Source organism: Streptomyces sp. NBC_00576 (assembly GCF_036345175.1).
Lineage (GTDB): Bacteria > Actinomycetota > Actinomycetes > Streptomycetales > Streptomycetaceae > Streptomyces.
In genome coordinates this window covers 8,630,028-8,647,639 of sequence record NZ_CP107780.1, presented here as the reverse complement: position 1 = coordinate 8,647,639, position 17,612 = coordinate 8,630,028, and the positions used below count along the sequence as shown (strand labels likewise).

Genomic DNA, 17,612 nt, shown 5'->3' with positions numbered 1-17,612 from the left:
ACCCCCCACCTCACCCACCACACACCCTCACCCTCACCCTCGCCCCTTATGGGCACCCCACCCCCAAGCGTGCCCGTTATCCACCCATACATCCTGGAGCGATCCATGCGAACCCCGAGCCGACGGAGGCCGCGAGCCACGCTCGCCCTGGCCGCCGCAGGGACGCTGCTCACCCCACTGCTCTCCGGCTGCTGGGCCGGAGCGGGCGGGTCCGGTTCCGGCGGCGACGCCGTCAACGTCCTGATGGTGAACAACCCGCAGATGGTGGAGCTGCAGAAGCTCACCGCGGCCCACTTCACCAAAGAGACCGGCATCAAGGTCAACTTCACCGTCCTGCCCGAGAACGACGTCCGCGACAAGATCAGCCAGGACTTCGCCAACCAGGCCGGCCAGTACGACGTGGCGACCCTCTCCAACTACGAGATACCGATCTACGCCCGCAACGGCTGGCTGCACGAGATGAACACGTACGTCGCGAAGGACAGCGCGTACGACGAACAGGACGTCCTCACGCCGATGCGCCAGTCCCTCACCGGCGATGACGGGAAGCTGTACGGCCAGCCCTTCTACGGCGAGTCGTCCTTCCTGATGTACCGCAAGGACGTGTTCGACGCGAAGGGCCTCACCATGCCCCCGCACCCCACCTGGACCCAGGTCGCCGACCTGGCGGCGAAGGCCGACGGCGCCGAGTCGGGTATGAAGGGCATCTGTCTGCGCGGACTGCCGGGCTGGGGCGAGGTCATGGCCCCGCTGACGACGGTCGTGAACACTTTCGGCGGCACCTGGTTCGACAGGAACTGGAAGGCGAGGCTCGACTCCCCCGAGTGGCAGCGGGCGGTGAACTTCTACGTCGACCTGGTCCGCGACCACGGTGAGTCCGGCGCCCCCCAGTCCGGCTTCGCCGAGTGCCTCAACAACATGACCCAGGGCAAGGTCGCGATGTGGTACGACGCCACGTCCGCGGCCGGCTCCCTGGAGTCGGCGAACTCCCCGGTCAAGGGAAAGATCGGCTACGTACCGGCCCCCGTCGAGAAGACGGAGTCCTCCGGCTGGCTCTACACCTGGGCCTGGGGCATCCAGAAGGCCTCCCGCAACCCCGACGACGCCTGGAAGTTCGTGTCCTGGGCGTCCAGCAAGCAGTACGAGGAGTTGGTCGGCGACGAGATCGGCTGGTCCAACGTCCCGGCGGGCAAGCGCGCGTCGACGTACGAGAACGCTGCCTACCGCCAAGAGGCCGCCGCCTTCCAGGAGATGACGAAGGAGGCCATCGAGGGAGCCCGCCCGAACGACCCCGGAGTACAGCCGCGCCCCGCGCCCGGCATCCAGTTCGTCGGCATCCCCGAGTTCACCGATCTCGGCACCAAGGTCTCGCAGGAGATCAGCGCGGCCATCGCAGGACGCCAGTCCGTCGAGTCGGCCCTGAGGAAGTCCCAGAAGCTGGCAGAGGAGATCTCCGAGGAGTACGAGGGACGATGACCGCGACCACGACAGCCCCGACAGCCGCCGCACCATCCGTACGCGCCGAGAAGCGCCCCTCGAACCGAATGCGCGCCTGGGCCACCCGGGCCCCGCTGCTCCCCGCCCTGATCTTCATGATCGCCGTGACCCAACTCCCGTTCGTGGCCACCCTGGTGATCTCGTTCTTCGACTGGAACGCGCTCTACCCCAACGCCCGCCGTTTCACGGGCTTCGCCAACTACACGGAGGTCCTGACCGACGCGGACCTGCGCCACTCGGTGTGGACGACGGTCCTGCTCACCGCGGCGGTGGTCCTCGCCAGCCTGATCCTGGGCCTGGGTCTCGCCCTTCTCCTGGACCGCAGGTTCCGCGGCAGGGGCCTCGTCCGCACGCTCCTCATCGCCCCCTTCCTGGTGGTCCCGGTGGCGGCGGCCCTGCTCTGGAAGCACGTGCTCTACAACCCCGAATACGGCCTGCTCAACGGCCTGTTGCACTACGTGGGAGGCCCTCAGCCGGACTGGATCTCGAACACCCCGCTGCTCGCGGTGGAGGCCTCACTGGTCTGGCAGTGGACGCCGTTCATGATGCTGATCCTGCTGGCCGGACTGCAGAGTCGCGACCAGCAGCAGATCGAGGCGGCGAAGGTGGACGGCGCGAACGACTGGCAGATCTTCCGCCATCTGACCCTCCCCCACCTGCGCCGCTATCTCGAACTCGGCGCCCTGCTGGGCTCGATCTACATCGTCCAGAACTTCGACGCGGTGTTCACCATCACCTCGGGCGGCCTGGGCACGGCGAACCTCCCCTACACCGTCTACCAGAGCTTCTACCAGGCCCATGAGAACGGCCTGGCCTCCGCGGCCGGCGTCCTGGTGGTCATCGGCTCGATCATCATCGCGACCTTCGCCCTGCGCGTGGTCTCGTCCCTGTTCCGCGAGGAGGCGTCCCGAGCATGAGCGCCACGGCTGAAACGCCAGAAACGGCAGTACCCGTACGCCCCCGCCGCGCACGAGGAGCGAGCCTGGGCCTGCTGGCCTGGCTGGCGGGCATCCTCTTCTTCCTCCCGATCGCGTGGATGGCCCTGACGTCCTTCCACTCGGAGGAGGACGCGGCGACCAACCCCCCGTCCTTCGGCGCCGCGCTGACCCTCGACGGCTACCGCGAGTTCTTCGGCACGGGAGGCGGCGCGAGCCCATGGCCGTCCCTGATCAACTCGACGGTGGCGTCGGTGGTGTCGACGCTGTGCGTCCTGCTCCTGGCGCTGCCGGCGGCGTACGCCCTCTCCATCCGCCCGGTGAAGAAGTGGACGGACGTCCTGTTCTTCTTCCTGTCGACGAAGATGCTGCCGGTGGTGGCGGGCCTGCTGCCGATCTACCTCTTCGCCAAGAACACGGACATGCTGGACAACATCTGGCTGCTGGTCATTCTCTACACCTCCATGAACCTGCCGATCGCGGTGTGGATGATGCAGTCCTTCCTCTCCGAGGTCCCGGTGGCGATCATCGAGGCGGCCAGGGTGGACGGAGCACGCCTCCCCACGGTCCTGACCCGGGTGGTGGCCCCGATAGCCCTCCCCGGCATCGCGGCAACGTCCCTCATCTGCTTCATCTTCAGCTGGAACGAACTGCTGTTCGCGCGGGTGCTGACGGGTGTGGTCGCGGAAACGGCCCCCGTCTTCCTGACCGGCTTCATCACCAGCCAGGGCCTGTTCCTGGCGAAGGTGTGCGCCGCGTCGCTCGTCATCTCCCTGCCGGTGCTCGCCGCAGGTTTCGCCGCCCAGGACAAGCTGGTCCAGGGCCTTTCGTTGGGAGCCGTGAAATGAAGGCCGCCGTCATCGAGTCCGTGGGCCGCGCCGTCGTCATGGAGGTCCCGGACCCGACACCAGGCCCCCGCGACGTCGTCGTCGAGGTCGCGGCCTGCGGCCTGTGCGGCACCGATCTGCACATCCTCCAGGGCGAGTTCGCCCCCACCCTGCCGATCGTGCCGGGGCACGAGTTCGCGGGCGAGGTGGTCGGCGTCGGTACGGCGGTCACGGAACTGTCGATCGGCGACCGCGTGGCCGTGGACCCCTCCCTCTACTGCCACGAGTGCCGGTACTGCCGCGTCGGCCACAACAACATGTGCGAACGCTGGGCGGCGATCGGCGTGACCACGGCGGGCGGCGCGGCACAGTACGCAGTCGCCCCGGTCGCCAACTGCGTACGTCTGCCCGACCACATCCGCACCCAGGACGCGGCGCTGGTGGAGCCCCTGTCGTGCGCGGTACGGGGCTACGACGTACTCCGGACCCGACTCGGCGCCCACGTCCTGATCTACGGCTCGGGAACGATGGGCCTGATGATGCTGGAGCTGGCCAAGCGAACGGGCGCGGCGAGTGTCGACGTGGTGGACATCAACGCCCAGCGCCTGTCGACGGCTCAGTTGCTCGGGGTGACGGGGTCGGCGACGAACGCGGACGAGCTGGAGCGTCCCCAGGGCTGGGACGTGGTGGTGGACGCGACGGGCAACGCGGCGGCGATCCAGGACGGCCTGGACCGGGTCGCGAAGGCGGGCACGTTCCTCCAGTTCGGCGTCGCGGACTACGCGACCCGGGTCACGATCGACCCGTACCGCATCTACAACCAGGAGATCACCATCACCGGATCGATGGCGGTCCTGCACAGCTTCGAACGGGCGGCGGAGCTGTTCGCGGCGGGTGTCCTGGACCCGGAGGTGTTCATCAGCGACCGCCTGCCCCTGGACCAGTACCCGCAGGCCCTGGACCAGTTCGCCTCAGGCGTGGGCCGAAAGATCGTGGTGGTGCCGTAGGCCTGCGGCGGACAGGAGCAACGTGGTCCGGCGTTCGAGGGCAATGCCGGTGCAGCCCAGGTCGTGTCTCCCACCCGCCCCCACCGCATTTGCAGCCCAGTCGGCACCTCTCCGGGGGCGAAAACCCTTGGGCGGAACCCACCCCACCCACCTACCATCCCCCCATGCCCCGCCCCAACGGCTTCGCCTACACCCACCACCCCGACGGCACAGTCAAGATCACACACGGCACCCACCCCGCCACCACCCTCCGCGGCCCGAGAGCCACCGAGTTCCTGGCGGAAGTGGAATCCGGCGACCCCCAACTGGTCATGGCCCGCTGGACCGGCAACTACAAGCGCGGCAACGAGCGAACGGCCCGCAACCACCCCCGCAACCGGCACTGACCCAATTGGCCGTCGGGTAAGGGAACGGTAAAGCGGGGCCGGTCGTTCATCGGTCATGACAGCTATGACCCCCGGCTCGAACATCCCTCTTCCCGTCGCCCGAGTGACGGTGGACGTCGCTGCCCCGGTGCGGCTCGACGTATCGAGCCTGCTGCTCACCGCCGACGGCAAGGTGCGCTCCGACGACGACTTCATCTTCTACAACCAACCGACCGGCCCCGGCGTGACATACCGCTCCGGCGGCGGCACCACCCCCGACTCGATCACGGTCGACACCACAGCCGTCCCCCCGGGCATCGAGAAGATCGTCGTCACGGCGAGCCCGGACGCCGCGGGCCAGACCTTCCAGGGCATCGAGCCGACGGCCACGATCCGCAACGCGGACGACAGCTCCGTACTGGCCACGTTCACGCCCCCGCAGCTCGGCTCGGAAACGGCCCTGGTGATCGTCGAGGTCTACCTCCGCAACGGCGCCTGGAAGGCCCGCGCGGTGGGCCAGGGGTACGCGAACGGCCTGGCCGGCATCGCCACGGACTTCGGCGTGAGCGTGGAGGAACCGGCCCCGGCACCGGCCGTGCAGCCGACCCCGGTCCAGCCCCCCGCGCCCCCGATGGCGCCGCCCGCCCCGATCGGCTCGGTCTCTCCTCCGCCCGCGCCCGCCGCACCCCCGGCTCCCCCCGCCCCGGCCCTCGGCGCCGGGAAGATCAACCTCGACAAGGGCCGCGTAAGCCTCCAGAAGAACCAGACCGTCTCCCTGGTCAAGGGCGGCCAGCCCCTCCTCTCCCAGGTCAAGATGGGCCTCGGCTGGGAACCGGCGTACCGGGGCAAGGACATCGACCTGGACGCGTCGGTCATCGCGTACGGCCCGCAGCGCAACCACATCGACAGCTGCTACTTCGGCAAGCTCTCCATCGTCAACGGCGCGATCAAGCACTCCGGTGACAACCTCACGGGCGAGGGCGGGGGCGACGACGAGGTCATCGTGGTCGACCTGGGCCGCCTCCCCCAGGAGGTCACCGGTCTGGTCTTCACGGTCAACTCCTTCTCCGGTCAGAAGTTCACCGAGGTGGCGAAGGCGTACTGCCGTCTCCTGGACGCGGCGACAGGCGAGGAACTGGTCCGCTTCGACTTGACCAGCGCCGAACCGCAGACGGGCGTGATGATGGCCAAGATGATCAAACAGTTCTCGGGCGAGTGGGAGATGACGGCGATCGGTGACTTCGTCAAGTCCCGCACGGTCAGGGGCATGGTGAAGCCGGCGGCCCAGTCACTGTAACCACGCACGACTACGCACACTCACGCACAGAAGCGGACCGTGGGACAGACCGTCAAGCCGTCACCTTGGCGATGAACGCGGCGACGTTCCCCACGGTCCGCCGGATCTTCTCCTCCAGAGTGATCGTCTCGTGGAGCCGCGCCCCTGCGCCCGCGTCCTTCCTGCCCCGCACATACAGGGAGCAGCAGAGGTCGGCGCATATGTACGCACCCACCGAGTTCCCCTGCTTCCCGGCCTTCCCCGCCCTGGGCGCGACCATCAGGGAGACGCCTCCGGTGTGCGAGGTCAGGCACATCGAGCACATACTGCGCCGCGTCTGCCCGAAGGCGGTCGCGGAGCTGCGCAGGGCGAGGGCGGTCGGACGGCCGTCCGTCTCCGCGACGAGGTAGGCGCGGCCGGGGGCCTGTGGATCTCGCCAGCCGAGGAAGTCCAGGTCGTCCCAGGGCCGGTCGGGCAGGTCGCGCGGCACGGACAGGCGCTGCGCCTCACCCTTCGTACAGTTCACGAACGCGGCACGGATCTCTTGCTCGGTCAGCGGCTCCATAACGGCAGGGTAATTTGCCTAAAGAGTTTAGGCAAACCTATATTCTCCTTAGCCAAACAGGAGGAGGGTCCATGGCACGCGCAGGGCTGACCGCGGACCGCCTGACCAGAGCCGGAGCGGAACTCGCCGACGAGGTCGGCTTCGACCAGGTGACCGCCTCGGAGCTGGCCCGGCGGTTCGACGTCAAGGTCGCGAGTCTGTACTCGCACGTCAAGAACACCCAGGACCTCAGGACCAGGATCGCTCTGCTCGCCCTGGAAGAACTCGCCGACCGGGCCGCCGACGCCGTGGCCGGACGGGCAGGCAAAGATGCCCTGACCGCCTTCGCGAACGTCTACCGCGACTACGCCCGGGAGCATCCGGGCCGCGCCGCCGCCGCCCGGATGAGGCTCGACCCCGAGACGGCGGCCGCCAGTGCGGGCGTCCGGCACGCCCAGATGACGCGGGCGATCCTGCGCGGCTACGACCTGGCGGAGCCCGACCAGACCCACGCGGTCCGCCTTCTGGGCAGCGTCTTCCACGGTTACGTCAGCCTGGAGATGGCAGGCGGCTTCAGCCACAGCGCCCCCGACTCGGACGAAACCTGGACCCGAACCCTGGACGCCCTCGACGCACTGCTGCGCAACTGGCCCGCCCCTTCCGCCCCTTGACCGACAGGCTGAGGACAGACATGCACACCGCGCACGACTGGATCACCACACCCATCACCACGCCCATCACCGCGGACCTCATACGTGGCGCCCTCGACCTGGAACACACCCCCCACGGCGTACTCCCCCACCGGTTGCCCGCCCGAGCCCGCGCCCAGAACACGGACCCCCAACTCGCCACGGCGGAGGCTCAGCCCTCCGGCGTACGGCTGGTCTTCCGCACCCGGGCGACCTCCGTCGAACTGGACTCGCTGCCCACCAAGCGGGTCTACGTGGGCGCCCCACCCCGCCCCGACGGCGTGTACGACCTGCTCGTCGACGGCCGCCAGGCCGGTCAGGGCAGCGTGCGGGGCGGTAACACCGTCACCGTCGACATGGCCGCCGGGACCGCCGAGAGCCGTCCGGGCCCGGTCGGCACCCTCCGTTTCACGGGCCTGTCGGACCGCATGAAGAACATCGAGATCTGGCTGCCCCACAACGAGACCACCGAGCTCGTCGCCCTGCGCACCGACGCCCCCGTGGAACCTGTACCGAACCGCGACCGGGACCGCAGGGTCTGGCTGCACCACGGCAGTTCGATCAGCCACGGTTCCGACGCGGCGAGCCCCACCGCCATCTGGCCCGCCCTCGCCGCGTCCCTCGGCGGCGTGGAACTGATCAACCTGGGCCTGGCCGGCAGCGCGCTGCTCGACCCCTTCACCGCCCGGGCGATACGCGACACCCCCGCCGACCTGCTCAGCGTCAAGATCGGTATCAACCTGGTCAACACCGACCTGATGCGCCTGCGTGCGTTCGGCCCCGCGGTCCACGGCTTCCTCGACACGATCCGCGAAGGCCACCCGACCACACCGCTTCTGCTGGTCTCACCCATCTACTGCCCCATGCACGAGGACACTCCGGGCCCCACCGCCCTGGATCTCACCACGATGAGCGCCGGTCAACTGCGCTTCCAGCCCATGGGCGACCCCGCCGAGCGCGCCGTCGGCAAACTGACCCTCAACGTCATCCGGGACGAGCTGTCCCGCATCGTGAAGCAGCGGTCGGTGGACGACCCGAACATCCACTACCTCGACGGCCGCGCCCTGTACGGCGAGTCCGACTTCGCCGAACTCCCCCTGCCCGACCAGCTCCACCCGGACGCGGCCACCCATCGCCGCATCGGCGAGCGCTTCGCCGAACTCGCCTTCACCGCAGCGGAACCACTCTTCGACTAGAACAACGCGCTGTACGCGTTCAGCGCGGGCTGCCCGCCCAAGTGCGCGTACAGCACAGTGGAGTCCCGCCCGATCTCCCCCCGCGCCACGAGATCGACCATCCCGGCCATCGACTTCCCCTCATACACGGGATCGGTGACCATCCCCTCCGTACGGGCGGCGAGCCGCATCGCGTCCAGGGTCGTGTCATCGGGAATCCCGTACGTACCCGCGTGATAGCGCTCGTCCAGCTCGACGTCCGCCTGCGTCAACTCGCGCTTGACACCAATGAGTTGACCGGTGTTGTGGGCGATCCGCGCGATCTGTTCCTTCGTCCGGGCGGGCGCCGCCGACGCGTCGATGCCGAGCACCCGCCGGGACCGGCCGCCCGCCTCCTCCAGCGCCGCGAACCCGGCGACCATGCCGGCCTGGGTCGACCCGGTCACCGAGCACACCACCACGGTGTCGAAGAAGACCCCCAACTCCCGTTCCTGCTCGGCTACTTCGTACGCCCATCCGGCGAACCCGAGTCCGCCCAGCGGATGGTCGGAGGCGCCCGCCGGAATCGCGTACGGCTTGCCGCCCCCTTCCTCCACCTCGCGCAGCGCCAGCTCCCAGCTCTCCTTGAACCCGATACCGAACCCGGCGCGCACCAACCGCACATCGGCCCCGGCGAGCCGACTGATCAGGATGTTGCCGACCTTGTCGTAGACGGAGTCGGGCCACTCCACCCAACTCTCCTGAACGAGCACGCACTTGAGGCCGGCGCGGGCGGCACAGGCGGCAACCTGACGGGTGTGGTTGGACTGCACACCGCCGATCGAGACGAGCGTGTCGCAGCCCTGGGCGAGCGCGTCGGCGACCAGGTACTCCAGCTTGCGCGTCTTGTTCCCGCCGTACGCGACACCGGAGTTGCAGTCCTCGCGCTTGGCCCAGAGGGCGGCACCGCCGAGATGCGCGGTGAGCCGCTCCAGCGGGTGCACGGGCGAGGGCCCGAAGAGAAGGGGGTAACGCTCGTACGAGGCAAGGGACATGGGGTGTCTCCCGTGATCAGTCGCTGTGCGATCAGACGCTGTGCGATCAGACGCTGTGTGATCAGACGCTGTGTGATCAGTCGCTGTCGGCGAGCTCGGCGAGCCCACGCCAGATCTCCGCGGTGACCCGGACCGCTTCGTCCACGTCTCCGGCCGCGCAGGCATCGACGAGCCGATCGTGCAGACCTGCCGAACGACAGTTGCCGCCCTCGCTGAAGCGTCGTCGCTCCAAGCGGCGGATGAGCGGTGTGTAGCGGGCGGCGGTGGCGGCTGCGGCGCGATTGCCGCTGACCCGGACGAGAACGTCATGCAGTTGGTCGTCGGCGTGCAGAGCGGACTCCACGTCACCGGCACGGACGGCGGCCGCGAACCGTTCGTTGGCCGTGCGCATCGCCTCGACGTCCGCGGCGAACAGCCGGGGCACGGCGACCCGCGTGACCAGCTCGTGCATGGCCCCGACCACGGCCGCCGCGTCCCGCACATCGGCGGCCACGACCGGCGTCACCTTCGTGTAGCTCTGCGGCTTGCTCTCCAGCAGCCCCTCGTCGACCAGCCGCGCGAACGCCTCCCGCACCGGCGCCCGGGACAACCCGAGCCGCTCGGCGAGCTCGGCGTCCCGCACCACCGCGCCGGGTTCGATCTCCCCGGCGACGATGGCGTCCCGGATCGCTTCGTACGCGCGATCCCTGAGCAGGGTGCGGGGGACGGGTCGTATCGCTTCCACAACTGAAATGTTAGATGTCAAATCCGCTGAGGCACAAGGGCGACATACAAGGGTGACGCACAGGGGTGGACCCACAGGGTGCGCTCAGCCGACCCACGGCCAGTCCGCGTCGCCCACTCCTTCCAGCAGCGGAATCATCCGGAAAGCCGCGTCCGAGAGCCCGCCGAACGTGTGCCGGTTACCCGTCCCGGACGGGCCGTGGCCCGCTCGGTACCCGGCGAGGTTCCAGGTGTAGACCGGTACGTCGGCCGGTATCTGCTCGGTCGGCCCGCCGTGCCGACTGTGCGCGTACTGCTCGTCCGTGACGATCACCACCCGGTCGTGCTTCCTGTAGTAGCGCCGGACCGCCCCGGTCGTGTCAGTGCCGCCCAGGTCACCGAAGCGGTCCAGGATCTTCAGCACCGACTCGCCCTTGCGGAACGCCACAGAGTTGCTCGCCGTACCGAACTCGACGAGATCCGCCTCCGCCGCCCGCAGCGCGAGCGCCGTGCCGAAGATCGCCGCCGCGTCGGCCCGGTTCAGCTCCGAGCGCTCGGACAGCCGGGAGTAGAACATCGAGCCCGAGCGGTCGACGAGGACGAGCGTCCGCCCGCCCAGGGCCGGCACATTGGCCAGCGAGTGCCCGAGCGCCTGCTCCAGCGGGTACGACCAGCGCAGCGAGGGCGCGTGCCGGTACGCGGCGAGGTATCGGAAGGGGAACTGCCGCGAGCGCGCGACCTCCGCCGGGTCGCTGATGCGTGCCGCGACCCCCGCCGCCACCTCGTCCGAGACGCCGGCCTCGTCGAAGTTGCGCAGGTTGCGAGTCAGAGCCATCGCCCCCATGGAGGGAATGACCGCCTCCCAGGCCACCGCGTCCATCGGCCCCTGCAGCCAGCCGGCCAGCACCTCCCAGGTCATCCCGGCCGCCGCGAGCCGCTCGGCGCCGTCCGCCGACGTCACCACCGCCCGCCGCTCCTCGACCGGCAGCGCCATCAGTTCGCGATGCGCGGTAAGGACACGGTTCGAGGCCGGCGGCACTGCGGTGTCGGGGTTGTGCCGGCGGTCGAGGGCGTACTGGAACAGCTCGCCCTGCCACGGCTTGTCCGGGTCCGGCGCCGCGTGCACGAGGTTGAGGATGTCGCCGAAGCGGTAGCCCTTGGACGCGGTGTCGTACTTCAGCAGCGACTTGCCGCTGTAGAGCCGACGTACGGCGTCGGCGATGCCGCGCTTGACGGGCTTGGGGATGTTGCGGCCGTACACCGAGGTCCAGTACGCGAGCAGCTCGCCGGGCTCGTCCGGGCGGCGCAGCACCGAGTCGATGACCTGCCTGTTGGCAGGACCGTCGGTGGCGCCCGCGTCGAGTCGTGCCTTCACGTACTCGGCGGCGCCCACGATGGAGGCCGTACGAAGGTTGCCCTCGCCGCGCAGCCAGCCGAGCAGACCAGCCGTCCAGGCGGGGTCGCTCACCGCCAGCTCGCGTACGAGCGCGGCGAACCGGTCGTCGCGGTCGGCGCCGGCCTCGTAGAAGGTCTGCTGGGAAACGAAGTTGGCGATCGCGAGAAGAAAGAGTTCGGAGCGTGCGTCTCGCTCACTGCCCCGGCCGCCCTGGTAGGTACGGAGCACACGTCCGGTCGACGTCACACGGGAGGTGGGCTGTGTCCTGGCCGCACGGGTCGCCTTGAAGTTGAATCGTGCCATGATGAATTCCCCCGAATTCCCTGGAGTTTCGGAGGAAGGCACAGCAAAAAAGAGGTGGACGCCCGAGATCAGAAGCGGCGACGGACTTAGCCAGATGCTCTACCGAATTGAGCTACACCGACCCGAGGTCGATGACGGGATTCGAACCCGCAACCGTCTGATCCAATGAAGTAACCGTTGCCTGCGCACCGGGCACCCACCCCATGCTGCGCCTCCCGAGATCAAGTCGACGGCGGCCTGGATTCTTTAGGAGAGAAGTAGCCGCAGCCTTCGCACCGGGAGGTGCGTGACGTTGTGATCTCACTGTAGGAGGCGCAGCACACGCCGGGCGAACGAATTAACTAGCCGCGCTTCTGCCGCTTCCAAGGCCCCGTAATGGCCAGCATGATCCCCGGAGTCTGGATGTTGGCGTACAGCGTCTTCCCGTCGGGCGAGAAGGTCACGCCGGTGAACTCGCTGTATTCGGGCGCCTCTTCGGTGCCTGCGTTGAGTTCGTTGCGGGCGATCGGGTACGTGCGTCCGCTGTCCGTCGCGCCGAACAGGTGCTGGACGCCTTCGCCGTCCTCGGCGATGACCAGGCCGCCGTACGGGGAGACCGTGATGTTGTCGGGGCCGTCGAAGGCGCCGTCGGCCGACGGGTCGGGGTTCACGCCCAGCAGGACCTTGAGGGTGAGCGTGCGGCGCTTGGGGTCGTAGAACCAGACCTGGCCGTCGTGCTGGACGGGGCTCTCGGCGCGGGCGTACGAGGAGACGATGTAGGTGCCACCGTCCCCCCACCACATGCCTTCGAGCTTGCGGGCCCGGGTGATCTCCCCGTCGCCGAACTGCTTGCGCACGGCGACGGTCTGGGCGTCGCGGTCGGGTACGTCGACCCAGTCGACGCCGTACACCGTGCCGATCTTCGTGGCGCGGGAGAGGTCGTCGACGAACTGGCCTGCGGAGTCGAAGCACTTGGGCGCCTGGAGGGTGCCCGCGGTGTCGGAGAGGGTGCGGAAGGTGCCGTGGCCGTAGTGGAAGTGCTGCGGCGGGGTCCAGCGGTAGAGAAGGCCGTTGGGGGCGGCGGCGTCCTCGGTGAGGTAGGCGTGGCCGCGCTTGGGGTCGATGACGACGGCCTCGTGGTCGTAACGCCCGAAGAACTTCAGGGGCTTGGGGTTCCGGTTGGCGCGCTTGTCGCAGGGGTCGACCTCGAAGACGTACCCGTGGTCCTTGGTCATGCCGTTGACGCCGGCACGGTCGGAGTTCTCCTCGCAGGTGAGCCACGTACCCCAAGGGGTGCTGCCGCCCGCGCAGTTGGTGGACGTACCGGCGATGCCCACCCATTCGGCGACGTGGCCGCCGGGACGCACCTCGACGACCGTGCAGCCGCCGGACGCGGCGGGGTCGTAGACGAGGCCCTCGGTGAGCGGCACCGGGTACTTCCAGTTGGCGCGCGGGCCCTTCAGCTCATGGTTGTTGACGAGGAGGGTGGTGCCGCGCGGGCCCGCGAAGGCGGCGGTGCCGTCGTGGTTGGACGGGGTGGTCTCGCCCGAGTCCAGCTTGGTCTTCCCGCTGTACGTGATCACGCAGTACGAGAATCCGGCGGGGAGCGCCAGCAGGCCCTTGGGGTCGGGCAGGAGCGGGCCGTAGCCGACTCCGTGGTGCGAGTCCGCCGACTCTCCGGCCGCACTCTCCGTGGACGCGAGGGCGTTGGGGGCGGTGGCGAGGGCGCCGACGCTGCCGGCCAGCGCAACCCCGGCCGAGGTGATCGCGGACTGTCTGGCGAAGTCCCTGCGGGTGAGCGACATGGTGTCTCCTGTGACGGCGGGGGGCGGCGCACTCGGTTCGGCGCCACGGTCCCGCCCACACCTGAACGCGAGTTGAACGGGACCCGACTTCAAAGGACCCGCTTCCTTTCAGCCCGGCCGGCACCATCCAGCCCGGGCCGGCACCATCCAGCCCGTCCGGCACCATCCAGCCCGTCCGGCACCATCCAGCCCGTCCGGCGTTTGAGGACGAGCGCGTTCAGCGGGAAAGGGGGGTCTGGGGGCGCAGCCCCCAGGGATGGGACGGGTAAGGGCGGCGGGGGCGAACCCCCCGGCTCAACCCCCTTGCTGCGACCGCGCCTTGAACGCGGCCTTCCGCGCTTCCTTGGCCACCCGCTTGTCCGGGTGCAGCCGCCCCATCGCCTCCAGCACATCCGCCGTCGCCGGATGTTCCACGCGCCAGGCCGCCTCGAAGAAGCCGCCGTGCTGCTGCGCCAGTCCCTCCACCAGTCCGATCAGCTCGGCCGAGTTGCCCTCGGCCGCCAGTTGGGCGGCCACCGTGTCGATGGTCAGCCAGAACACCATCTCCTCCGACGGGGCCGGTACGTCCGGCGCGCCGTGCTCGCTGAGCCAGACGCGGGCGAGGCCGCCCAGTTCGGCGTCGTCGAGGACCTCGCGCAGCGCGGGCTCGGCCTCGACGCCGACGAGGGACAGGGCCTGCTGGCAGAGCAGCCGCCGCAGTGGCGCACCGGCGTCGCCGCCCCGGGCCGCCGCGAGCAACTCCCGTGCCGCGGCGAGGGGTTCGCGGCGGGCCAGCCACTGTTCGGTTTCGGCCTGCGCGGCCGTCGCGGGGAAGGCGGCCGTGCCGTCGAGCAGCGCGTCCGCGCCCTTGTCGGCGAGGTCTCCGACGGCAGGCGCTTCGAATCCGGACTCCAGCAGCCGGGCCCGTACGCCGTACAGGCCGAGCGGGGTCAGCCGCACCATGCCGTAGCGGGAGACGTCGGTTTCGTCGCCCGCCGTCGCGTCCTCGGCGGGGTCGTCGGTGTCCGCCATGAGCGCCTCGTCGACGGGCCGGTAGGCGACGAGCCCGATGGGTTCGAGCAGCCGGAACTGGTCGTCGATGCGCATCATCATGTCCGAGACCTGCTCCAGGACGTCGTTGGTCGGCTCACTCATGTCGCCCGGTACGACCATGGACGCGGCCAGCGCAGGCAGCGGCACCGGACCGTCGGCGGGGCCACCCTCGCTGACGCTCAGCAGGTACAGGTTGGCGAGCACACCGTCGAGGAAGTCGGCCTCCGCCTCCGGGTCCCAGTCCAGCTGGGAGAAGTCCACTTCGGCGCCCTCGTCCATGGCGTCGACGAGATCGTCGAGGTCGGGCACGCTCGCGTCGGCGAGGACGGTCTCCAGCGCCCGGAGCCACATCGCGAGCACCTCGTGCGGTGACCCGGAGGTGAGCAGCGCCAGGTCCTCGCCCACCGTGACGGTGCCCTCGTCCTCGTCGACGACCTCGACGAGTCCGGTGTCCACGGCGACCCGCCAGGCCTCACTGGCGTCGGCGAGCGCGTCCTCGACCGTCAGCCCTTCCCCGGCGGTTCCGTCGGTGATCAGCCCCAGCGCCTCCGCCGCCGCCGGCAGCTGCTCCTCGACGAGTTCGCCGCCGGCCCCGACCCGGGTGTCCGGCCCGGCCCAGCGGGCGAGCCGGGCGGCGCGGGAGACCAGCGGGGCGGCGAGCGCGTCCCGCGCCAGCTCCGCTTCGGAGTGCAGTCGCACCGGCGGCAGGGGGGAGCTGTCTGACATCGGCTGTTTTCTCCTCAGGCGCCCGAAAGGCCGTACGGCGGCACCCCGGTAAGCGCCCGGAGTCCGACGACGGCGTCTGACGACCGTACGACGTCGCGTTGAAGGCCGTACGACTCAGCCGCACAGCCTAGACGGATTTGGCACTATGCCGCCCGGTTCATGAACCTGTCAGAGGTGGTACATGGCTGAAACCTTGACAACTGGCCTGACCAGGCAGGAGATTGACGCGCGTAGAAGTGAAGGGGACGCCGATTCACCGCATCCCCTTGCCTTCCGCCGTGTTCCATCGTGTTCACTGTTCTCCCAAGCCGGGCGTTCACTGCCGATCGCCCGGTGCCGAGCCTTCGGCGCGGAGCTTTCGCACCGAGTGTTCACCCAATATCTACGCGCGTCGCCAGCCGCCCAGCAGGTCGCGTTCCCCCCACGGCACCACCCTTGTCGCTTTCGTCCCGGCACCCATGTTTGTCCCCGGAGGGATTCCGTTGCCGAGCAAGTCTTCCGCGCGCCTCGCTGCGCTCACTGTCGCCGCCGTCTGTTCCACGGTCGCCACCCTGGTGATCGTCCCGTCGGCCGCGCACGCAGACACCGTGCGCATTCATGACATCCAGGGCACCACGCGCCTGTCCCCGCTCGCGGGCCAGAAGGTCACGGACGTGGCGGGAATCGTCACCGGCGTCCGTACCTATGGTTCGTCGCGCGGTTTCTGGATCCAGGACACGGCCCCGGACGCCGACCCGGCCACCAGCGAGGGCATCTTCGTCTTCACCAGCTCCAAGCCGACCGTCGCCGTCGGCGACTCGGTCACCGTCACCGGCACGGTCTCGGAGTTCGTGCCCGGCGGTGTCTCGACCGGCAACCAGACGGTGACGGAGATCGTCAAGCCGACGGTCACCGTCGTCTCCAGCGGCAACGCGGTCCCGGCGCCGATCGTCGTCGACTCCCGGTCCGTACCGGCCACCTACACCCCGGCCGGCGACACCGCCGCAAGCGGCTCGGTGAACGCGCTGACGCTGCGGCCCAAGAAGTACGCCCTGGACTACTACGAGTCCCTCGAGGGCATGAACGTCCAGGTCAAGAACGCCCGCGTGGTCACCGCCACCGACCCGTACACCGAGCTGTGGGTCACGGTGAAGCCGGACGAGAACGACAACCGGCGTGGCGGCTCGGTGTACGGCTCGTACACCTCGCAGAACACCGGCCGGCTCCAGATCCAGTCCCTGGGCGCGGTCGCCGACTTCCCGACCGCGAACGTCGGTGACAGCCTCACGGGCAGCACCGCCGGCCCGCTGGACTACAACCAGTTCGGTGGCTACACGCTCGTCGCCAACGAGCTCGGCACCCTGAAGCAGGGCGGCCTGAAGCGCGAGACGACCCGCAAGCAGTCGCGGGGCGAGCTGGCGGTGGCGACGTACAACGTCGAGAACCTCGACCCGTCGGACAACACCTTCGCCGCGCACGCCGCCGCGATCGTGAACAACCTCCAGTCGCCCGACATCCTGTCGCTGGAGGAGATCCAGGACAACAACGGCGCGACGAAGGACGGTACGGTCGCTGCCGACCAGACGGTCAAGAAGCTGATCGACGCGATCGTCGCGGCGGGCGGCCCGGCGTACGACTGGCGTTCCATCGACCCGGTGGACCTCGCGGACGGTGGCGAGCCCGGCGGCAACATCCGTCAGGTGTTCCTGTTCAACCCGGCGCGGGTCTCCTTCACCGACCGCCCGGGTGGCGACGCCGCGACCGCCGTCGGTGTCACCAAGGACCACGGCAAGGCGGCCCTGACCCTCTCGCCGGGCCGAATAGACCCGGCCAACGCGGCCTGGACGAACAGCCGCAAGCCACTCGCGGGCGAGTTCGTCTTCCGCGGCAAGACCGTCATCCTGATCGCCAACCACTTCGCCTCGAAGGGCGGCGACCAGGGTCTCACCTCGCAGTTCCAGCCGCCGGCGCGCAGCTCGGAGACCCAGCGTCACCTCCAGGCGACCGCGGTGAACACGTTCGTCAAGGACATCCTGAAGGTCCAGAAGAACGCGGACGTGATCACGCTCGGCGACATCAACGACTTCGAGTTCTCCGACACCGCCAAGCTGCTGGAGGACGACGGCGCGCTGTGGTCGGCGATCAAGTCGCTGCCGAAGAGCGAACGTTACACCTACGACTACCAGGGCAACAGCCAGGTCCTGGACCAGATCCTGGTCAGCCCGTCGATCAGCCGCAGCTGCGACTTCGACTACGACTCCGTGCACATCAACTCGGAGTTCAACGACCAGATCAGTGACCACGACCCGCAGGTGCTGCGGTTCCAGCCGTAGTTGTAGCT

Annotated in this window: 15 protein-coding genes; 9 read left to right on the top strand and 6 right to left on the bottom strand. The window is 69.2% G+C overall.

Going from position 1 to position 17,612, the window contains the following annotated elements; genetic code table 11:
* Window positions 1–105: 105 nt before the first annotated feature.
* The 6 genes from OG734_RS37650 to OG734_RS37625 all read left to right on the top strand — a co-directional run bounded on the left by OG734_RS37650 (window position 106) and on the right by OG734_RS37625 (window position 5,928).
* The gene (locus tag OG734_RS37650) at window positions 106–1,476 is read left to right on the top strand and encodes an ABC transporter substrate-binding protein (RefSeq protein WP_330291896.1); all 1,371 of its coding nucleotides are present in this window, start codon (window positions 106–108) and stop codon (window positions 1,474–1,476) included.
* Window positions 1,473–2,414 (top strand): carbohydrate ABC transporter permease, encoded by a 942-nt coding sequence (locus tag OG734_RS37645; RefSeq protein ID WP_330291895.1) that lies wholly within the window; start codon window positions 1,473–1,475, stop codon window positions 2,412–2,414. The genes OG734_RS37650 and OG734_RS37645 overlap by 4 nt, the downstream gene beginning before the upstream one ends.
* Complete coding sequence (locus OG734_RS37640; protein ID WP_330291894.1) at window positions 2,411–3,280, top strand: carbohydrate ABC transporter permease; 870 nt, start codon at window positions 2,411–2,413, stop codon at window positions 3,278–3,280. The genes OG734_RS37645 and OG734_RS37640 overlap by 4 nt, the downstream gene beginning before the upstream one ends.
* Window positions 3,277–4,266, top strand: coding sequence for a zinc-dependent alcohol dehydrogenase family protein (locus OG734_RS37635; RefSeq protein WP_330291893.1), 990 nt, complete (start codon window positions 3,277–3,279; stop codon window positions 4,264–4,266). Before OG734_RS37640 ends, OG734_RS37635 begins: the two co-directional genes overlap by 4 nt.
* Window positions 4,267–4,430: 164 nt before the next feature.
* Window positions 4,431–4,652, top strand: coding sequence for a hypothetical protein (locus tag OG734_RS37630; RefSeq protein WP_330291892.1), 222 nt, complete (start codon window positions 4,431–4,433; stop codon window positions 4,650–4,652).
* 64 nt (window positions 4,653–4,716) lie between these two features.
* The gene (locus OG734_RS37625) at window positions 4,717–5,928 is read left to right on the top strand and encodes a TerD family protein (RefSeq protein WP_330293934.1); all 1,212 of its coding nucleotides are present in this window, start codon (window positions 4,717–4,719) and stop codon (window positions 5,926–5,928) included.
* Window positions 5,929–5,980: 52 nt separating this feature from the next.
* Here OG734_RS37625 and OG734_RS37620 read toward each other — a convergent pair whose 3' ends face one another.
* A complete protein-coding gene (locus OG734_RS37620) occupies window positions 5,981–6,472 on the bottom strand; it encodes an FBP domain-containing protein (RefSeq protein WP_330291891.1) in 492 nt (163 codons plus the stop codon).
* Window positions 6,473–6,543: 71 nt separating this feature from the next.
* Here OG734_RS37620 and OG734_RS37615 point away from each other — a divergent pair, with 71 nt between their 5' ends.
* Together OG734_RS37615 and OG734_RS37610 are read left to right on the top strand one after the other, a co-directional pair.
* Window positions 6,544–7,122: a TetR/AcrR family transcriptional regulator gene (locus OG734_RS37615; protein ID WP_330291890.1), complete on the top strand. Its 579-nt coding sequence runs from the start codon at window positions 6,544–6,546 to the stop codon at window positions 7,120–7,122.
* A gap of 20 nt (window positions 7,123–7,142) precedes the next feature.
* On the top strand, window positions 7,143–8,336 hold the full coding sequence (locus OG734_RS37610) for a GDSL-type esterase/lipase family protein (RefSeq protein ID WP_330291889.1): 1,194 nt from the start codon (window positions 7,143–7,145) through the stop codon (window positions 8,334–8,336).
* On the opposite strand, the gene OG734_RS37605 is transcribed toward OG734_RS37610, so the two are convergent.
* From OG734_RS37605 to OG734_RS37585, 5 genes are all read right to left on the bottom strand, one after another.
* Window positions 8,333–9,349, bottom strand: a complete 1,017-nt coding sequence (locus OG734_RS37605; protein WP_330291888.1) for a 1-aminocyclopropane-1-carboxylate deaminase — start codon at window positions 9,347–9,349, stop codon at window positions 8,333–8,335. The genes OG734_RS37610 and OG734_RS37605 overlap by 4 nt on opposite strands.
* Window positions 9,350–9,425: 76 nt before the next feature.
* Window positions 9,426–10,073 (bottom strand): GntR family transcriptional regulator, encoded by a 648-nt coding sequence (locus tag OG734_RS37600; protein WP_330291887.1) that lies wholly within the window; start codon window positions 10,071–10,073, stop codon window positions 9,426–9,428.
* A gap of 84 nt (window positions 10,074–10,157) precedes the next feature.
* Window positions 10,158–11,750 (bottom strand): TROVE domain-containing protein, encoded by a 1,593-nt coding sequence (locus OG734_RS37595; RefSeq protein ID WP_330291886.1) that lies wholly within the window; start codon window positions 11,748–11,750, stop codon window positions 10,158–10,160.
* 341 nt (window positions 11,751–12,091) lie between these two features.
* The gene (locus tag OG734_RS37590; RefSeq protein ID WP_330291885.1) at window positions 12,092–13,534 is read right to left on the bottom strand and encodes an alkaline phosphatase PhoX; all 1,443 of its coding nucleotides are present in this window, start codon (window positions 13,532–13,534) and stop codon (window positions 12,092–12,094) included.
* A 294-nt stretch (window positions 13,535–13,828) separates the two neighbouring features.
* Window positions 13,829–15,292 (bottom strand): hypothetical protein, encoded by a 1,464-nt coding sequence (locus OG734_RS37585; RefSeq protein WP_330291884.1) that lies wholly within the window; start codon window positions 15,290–15,292, stop codon window positions 13,829–13,831.
* 482 nt (window positions 15,293–15,774) lie between these two features.
* Here OG734_RS37585 and OG734_RS37580 point away from each other — a divergent pair, with 482 nt between their 5' ends.
* A complete protein-coding gene (locus OG734_RS37580) occupies window positions 15,775–17,604 on the top strand; it encodes an endonuclease/exonuclease/phosphatase family protein (RefSeq protein WP_330291883.1) in 1,830 nt (609 codons plus the stop codon).
* The last annotated feature ends 8 nt before the right edge of the window (window positions 17,605–17,612 follow it).

What these genes read in the sequence shown, in the direction of transcription:
- OG734_RS37590 (WP_330291885.1), bottom strand. Translation starts at nt 13,534, where the DNA reads ATGTCGCTCACCCGCAGGGACTTCGCCAGACAGTCCGCGATCACCTCG.
- OG734_RS37625 (WP_330293934.1), top strand. Translation starts at nt 4,717, where the DNA reads ATGACCCCCGGCTCGAACATCCCTCTTCCCGTCGCCCGAGTGACGGTG.
- OG734_RS37630 (WP_330291892.1), top strand. Translation starts at nt 4,431, where the DNA reads ATGCCCCGCCCCAACGGCTTCGCCTACACCCACCACCCCGACGGCACA.
- OG734_RS37605 (WP_330291888.1), bottom strand. Translation starts at nt 9,349, where the DNA reads ATGTCCCTTGCCTCGTACGAGCGTTACCCCCTTCTCTTCGGGCCCTCG.
- OG734_RS37640 (WP_330291894.1), top strand. Translation starts at nt 2,411, where the DNA reads ATGAGCGCCACGGCTGAAACGCCAGAAACGGCAGTACCCGTACGCCCC.
- OG734_RS37615 (WP_330291890.1), top strand. Translation starts at nt 6,544, where the DNA reads ATGGCACGCGCAGGGCTGACCGCGGACCGCCTGACCAGAGCCGGAGCG.
- OG734_RS37620 (WP_330291891.1), bottom strand. Translation starts at nt 6,472, where the DNA reads ATGGAGCCGCTGACCGAGCAAGAGATCCGTGCCGCGTTCGTGAACTGT.
- OG734_RS37635 (WP_330291893.1), top strand. Translation starts at nt 3,277, where the DNA reads ATGAAGGCCGCCGTCATCGAGTCCGTGGGCCGCGCCGTCGTCATGGAG.
- OG734_RS37645 (WP_330291895.1), top strand. Translation starts at nt 1,473, where the DNA reads ATGACCGCGACCACGACAGCCCCGACAGCCGCCGCACCATCCGTACGC.
- OG734_RS37595 (WP_330291886.1), bottom strand. Translation starts at nt 11,750, where the DNA reads ATGGCACGATTCAACTTCAAGGCGACCCGTGCGGCCAGGACACAGCCC.
- OG734_RS37610 (WP_330291889.1), top strand. Translation starts at nt 7,143, where the DNA reads ATGCACACCGCGCACGACTGGATCACCACACCCATCACCACGCCCATC.
- OG734_RS37585 (WP_330291884.1), bottom strand. Translation starts at nt 15,292, where the DNA reads ATGTCAGACAGCTCCCCCCTGCCGCCGGTGCGACTGCACTCCGAAGCG.
- OG734_RS37650 (WP_330291896.1), top strand. Translation starts at nt 106, where the DNA reads ATGCGAACCCCGAGCCGACGGAGGCCGCGAGCCACGCTCGCCCTGGCC.